Genomic DNA, 5,055 nt, shown 5'->3' with positions numbered 1-5,055 from the left:
AGCTTGTGCAGCCGGGCCGCTGCTGACCCGGCTGCACAAGCTGACGCGCTCGGACTGCACGACCCGCAACAAGCGCAAGGCCCAGGCGCTCTCGCGGGCGTACGACGGCCTGGAGGAGCGGATCGCGCGGCTTCAGGAGCAGGAGGAGCCCCCGGGGGGGCCGGCGGGTCAGCCCTCCTGCCGGTCCCACCACTTCCTGAGCTCCGCCACGGCCGCCTCGTGCCCCAGCGGCCCGTGCTCCAGGCGCAGCTCCAGCAGGTACTTGTACGCCTGCCCCACCACGGGCCCCGGCTCCACGCCGAGCTCGCGCATGATCTCGTTGCCGTCGAGGTCGGGCCGGATCGCCTCCAGCTCCTCCTGCTCCTGAAGCCGCGCGATCCGCTCCTCCAGGCCGTCGTACGCCCGCGAGAGCGCCTGGGCCTTGCGCTTGTTGCGGGTCGTGCAGTCCGAGCGCGTCAGCTTGTGCAGCCGGGTCAGCAGCGGCCCGGCGTCCCGGACGTAGCGGCGCACCGCCGAGTCCGTCCACTCTCCGGTGCCGTACCCGTGGAAGCGCAGATGCAGCTCCACCAGCCGTGAGACGTCCTTGACCAGCTCGCCGGAGTACTTGAGCGCGGTCATCCGCTTCTTCGTCATCTTCGCTCCCACCACCTCGTGGTGGTGGAAGGAGACCCGGCCGTCCTTCTCGAACCTGCGGGTCTTCGGCTTGCCGATGTCGTGGAGCAGCGCCGCCAGCCGCAGGGTGAGGTCGGGCCCTTCCTCCTCCAGGTCGATCGCCTGGTCCAGAACGGTCAGCGAGTGCTCGTAGACGTCCTTGTGCCGGTGGTGCTCGTCCCGCTCCAGCCGCAGCGCGGGCAGCTCCGGCAGCACCCGCCCGGCCAGTCCGGTCTCCACCAGCAGTCGCAGCCCCTTACGGGGCCAGCGGCCGAGCAGCAGCTTGTTCAGCTCGTCCCGCACCCGCTCGGCGGAGACGATCTCGATACGGTCCGCCATCTCGGTCATGGCGTCCACGACCTCGGGCGCCACCTCGAAGTCGAGCTGCGCGGCGAAGCGCGCGGCGCGCATCATCCGCAGCGGGTCGTCGGAGAAGGAGGCCTGCGGGGTCCCCGGTGTCCGCAGCCTGCGGGCGGCCAGGTCCTCCAGGCCTCCGTGCGGGTCGACGAACTCCTTCTCGGGCAGCGCGACCGCCATGGCGTTCACCGTGAAGTCACGGCGGACCAGATCGTCCTCGATGGTGTCGCCGTAGGAGACCTCGGGCTTGCGGGAGGTGCGGTCGTAGATCTCCGACCGATACGTCGTCACTTCGAGTACGAAGTCCGACTTCTTGATCCCCACCGTGCCGAAGGCGATGCCGACCTCCCACACCGCGTCGGCCCACGGCCGCACCAGCCGCAGCACCTCCTCGGGCCGGGCGTCCGTGGTGAAGTCCAGATCGTTGCCGAGCCGCCCCAGCAGCGCGTCACGTACCGAACCGCCGACGAGAGCGAGCCGGAAGCCGGCCTCGCGGAAGCGGCGTGCGAGCTCGTCCGCCACCGGCGAGACACGCAGCAGCTCGCTGACGGCGCGCCGCTGCACCTCGCTCAGGTGCTCGGCTGCCGGGCCGTCCTCCGGGGCGGCCAGGGGCGTGGCGGGGGGCTGGTCGGGGCTGTCACTCATGGCGTTCGGCACAGCAGCACAGGGTACGTTGCCGCACCGGGTGCCCGCCGGGCGGCGGCGTCCCGGCTCCCGGCAGGCACCCGGCGGACACCGTGGTGATCTTGTGGTGGACGGCGCGGCACTTCCGTCCGTGAGGCATCGTTACCATCAGGGATCCAGAACGCACGACCCAGTACTGCACCTACATCACCCAGCAGCACCCAGCAGCACCTAGAACCACCCAGCAGCACCCAGCAGCACCCAGCACCAAGCGACGACGACGGACGACGGGATGGACGAGCGCGTGGCCGAGGCGGCTGAGAGTCAGGCTCCCCCTGCCCGTAGGGGGACGAACCGCTGGAGGCGCCGGGCTGCGGCGCTCCTCGCCGCCCTCCCCGTCCTGGCGGGGCCCCTCCTCCCTGCGGGCACCGCCACCGCGGCGTCCGCGTCCCCTGTGAGCGGCGCCACCGCGTCCGCCGTGACATCCGCCGCCACCGGGCCCGCGGCCCCGGCAGCCGCCGCTCCGGGAGCCGCCGCGGCACCCGCAGCCGCCGCAGCACCCCAGGGGAGCGGCTCCCGCAGCGCCCGTGTCTCTGTGAACGAGGTCACCCCCTCCGTCCCCGACGCGGGCGACACCCTCACCGTCAGCGGCACCGTCACCAACACCAGCAGCGCCACGCTGACCGACCTGGAGGTCGTCCCCCGCATCGGGCCCAGTCTCGGCTCGCGCAGCGCCATCGAGCAGGCGGCCCGCCGCCAGGGGTACCTGTCCGGAGCGGACGGCATCGAGGTCACCGGCGGGCACGGCGCCCGCCTGTCCGGCCTCGCTCCCGGCATCACCCGGCCGTTCACGCTGAAGATCCCCGTCAGCGATCTCCACCTGGGCTCCGACGGGGTCTACCAGCTCGGCGTCTCCCTCACCGGGCAGACCCGCTCCCGCCCCTACGAGCAGATCCTCGGCATCGGCCGCACCTTCCTGCCCTGGCAGGAGAAGGCGGGCAGCCCGAACACCCGGATCACCTACCTGTGGCCGCTGATCTCCACCCCGCACATGACCGCGCGCACCGAGTCCGACAAGCAGCAGACCCCGGTCTTCCGCGACGACAAACTGGCCGAGGAGCTGGCCCCCGGCGGGCGCCTCCAGCAGATGCTCGAACTCGGCAAGGATCTCGACGTCACCTGGGTCATCGACCCCGACCTGCTGGCGAGCGTCGACATGATGGCGGGCCGCTACCGGGTACACAAGCCCGGCGGCGACCCGGACGACACCGTCGCGGGCAAGGGCCAGGAGGACGCCAGGCGCTGGCTGGACGAGCTGCAGAAGGCCGTACACGGCAAGGAGGTCGTCGCCCTCCCGTTCGCCGATCCGGACCTGGCCTCGCTCGCCCACCGGGGCAAGACCGTCCCCGGGGCGCTCAGCTCCCTGGGGCAGGCCACGAAGCTGGCCCGCATCACGGTGAGGACGGTGCTCCACGTGAAACCGAACACCGACTTCGCCTGGCCCTACGAGGGCGCCGTCGACTCCTCCATCGTCGACGTGGCCACCTCGGCGGGCGCCCACAACGTGATCGCCCGCAGCGACAGCGTCCGGGACACCGGCCTCTCCTACAGCCCCACGGCGGCCCGCCCGATCGGCAGCGGCAACACCGCGCTGGTAGCCGACGAGCGGCTGTCCACCGCCTTCGAGGGCGACCTGTCCCGCGCCGACGCCGCCTCGCGCGCCGTGCAGCAGTTCACGGCCCAGTCCCTCGCGCTGGCGAGCCAGGTGCCCTCCCGCACCCGCAGTGTCGTCGTCGCCCCGCAGCGGATGCCGAGCGTCTCCCAGGCGCAGGCGATGGCCGAGGGCGTCGAGGCGCTCAGCGACAGCGGCTGGGCCACGACCGGCAGCCTGGCGGACGCCGCGAAGGCCAAGCCGGACCGGGGCGCCCAGCGCCGGATGCCGTCGCCCTCCTCCTACCCGTCGGCGCTGCGCAGGAGCGAGCTGCCCACCGCCGCGTTCGAGCAGGTCCGCAAGACGAAGGACGGCCTGGAGGACTTCAAGGAGATCCTCAGCGACCCCGAGCGCGTGATGCCGCCGTTCAGCACGGCCATAGACCGCGAGGTCTCCAACGCCTGGCGCGGCAGGGCGTCCGCCGGACGCGGCTACCGCGACGATGTGGAGGACTACCTGCTGGAGCTGCGGGGCGCGGTCAAGCTCATCAAGAAGTCCGGCATCACGCTCTCGGGCCGCGAGGCCACCATCCCCGTGACGGTGCAGAACAATCTGGCGCAGGGTGTCGACGGGCTCGTGCTGGAGCTGCGCTCCAGCCGCGTCGGTCTGGACGTGGGGGACGCCAAGCGGGTCAAGGTCGACGGCGAACACACCCAGTCCCTCAAGTTCGACACCACCGCCAAGAACAACGGCCGCGCCTACGTGTACGCCCAGCTCTACACGGAGGACGGCGAGCGCTACGGCAAGGTGATGAAGTTCCAGGTGAACGTGACCTCCATCACGTCCACCGTGCTGTTGGTGATCGCGGGCGGCGTGCTGCTGATCGTGCTGGCCGGCATCAGGATGTACACCCAGCGCAAGCGCTCGGGACCGGCCCCGGACCCGGACGCCCCGCTGAAGGACCCCGACAGCGACGGCGACGGGGCGGACGGTGCGCGTGACGCGGGCGACGCGGGCGACGCGGGCGACGCGGAAGACAACGACGTGGATGGCGACGCGGACGGCTCGGCGGACGACGGCAAGGACTCCGACGCCCCGGACGGGGGACGGAACGGGGGCCCGGAAGGGACGCGGGCGGGACCCCGGACGGGGACGGCAACGACACCGCCCGGGAAAACGACAACCCCCCGGCGACGGGTGAGAAAGTGGACCGTTGACTCATCCGGGCGAGCAGGGGCAGGGGTAGGTAGCGACGATGAACGCGCCGTATGGCGGCGACCGGGACCGGACTCCCGGTGACGGCTCTGGCCAGCCGGAGGACCCGTACGCACGGGACGTGTACGCGCGCGATCCGTACGACACCGCGGACCCCTCGGCGCAGGACCCGGACCCGCGGGCGTGGCAGCGCTACCAGGGACAGCGGCCCCAGGACCCGTACACGGCGCAGCCGTACGAGGGGCAACCGTACGAAGCGCAACCGCCCGGAGGGCAGCCGCACGAAGCGCAGCCGCACGAAGGGCAGCCGTACGGCCGGCAGCAGCAGGAGCAGGCGTACCAGCAGCCGTACGGCCGGCAGCCGTACAGCCACCAGCCATCCGGGCAGCAGCCGTACGCGGCGCAGGCCTACCAGGGCGAGCAGCCCCCGCAGCCGTCCCAGGCCCACCGGCCCACCGGACAGGCCGCCCCGCAGCAGAGCGACGCCTTCGCCCACCTCTACCGCGACCAAGGCCACCCCCAGCCCCCGCACCCGCAGCACTCGCAGCACCCGCAGC

Annotated in this window: 2 protein-coding genes and 1 pseudogene; 2 read left to right on the top strand and 1 reads right to left on the bottom strand. The window is 72.3% G+C overall.

Annotated elements, in window-relative coordinates:
* Positions 1 to 168: 168 nt before the first annotated feature.
* Positions 169 to 1,653: a CCA tRNA nucleotidyltransferase gene (locus tag AB8Z75_RS31610; protein WP_369208037.1), complete on the bottom strand. Its 1,485-nt coding sequence runs from the start codon at positions 1,651 to 1,653 to the stop codon at positions 169 to 171.
* A 271-nt stretch (positions 1,654 to 1,924) separates the two neighbouring features.
* Here AB8Z75_RS31610 and AB8Z75_RS31605 point away from each other — a divergent pair, with 271 nt between their 5' ends.
* Together AB8Z75_RS31605 and AB8Z75_RS31600 are read left to right on the top strand one after the other, a co-directional pair.
* Positions 1,925 to 4,582 (top strand): DUF6049 family protein, encoded by a 2,658-nt coding sequence (locus AB8Z75_RS31605; RefSeq protein ID WP_369208035.1) that lies wholly within the window; start codon positions 1,925 to 1,927, stop codon positions 4,580 to 4,582.
* Positions 4,539 to 5,055: pseudogene (locus AB8Z75_RS31600) on the top strand (murein biosynthesis integral membrane protein MurJ); the annotation flags it as partial. The gene AB8Z75_RS31605 and the pseudogene AB8Z75_RS31600, both read left to right, overlap by 44 nt.

The organism is Streptomyces sp. PU-14G (genome assembly GCF_041028275.1).
Classification (GTDB): domain Bacteria; phylum Actinomycetota; class Actinomycetes; order Streptomycetales; family Streptomycetaceae; genus Streptomyces.
This window is presented reverse-complemented; position numbering and strand designations above follow the sequence as displayed.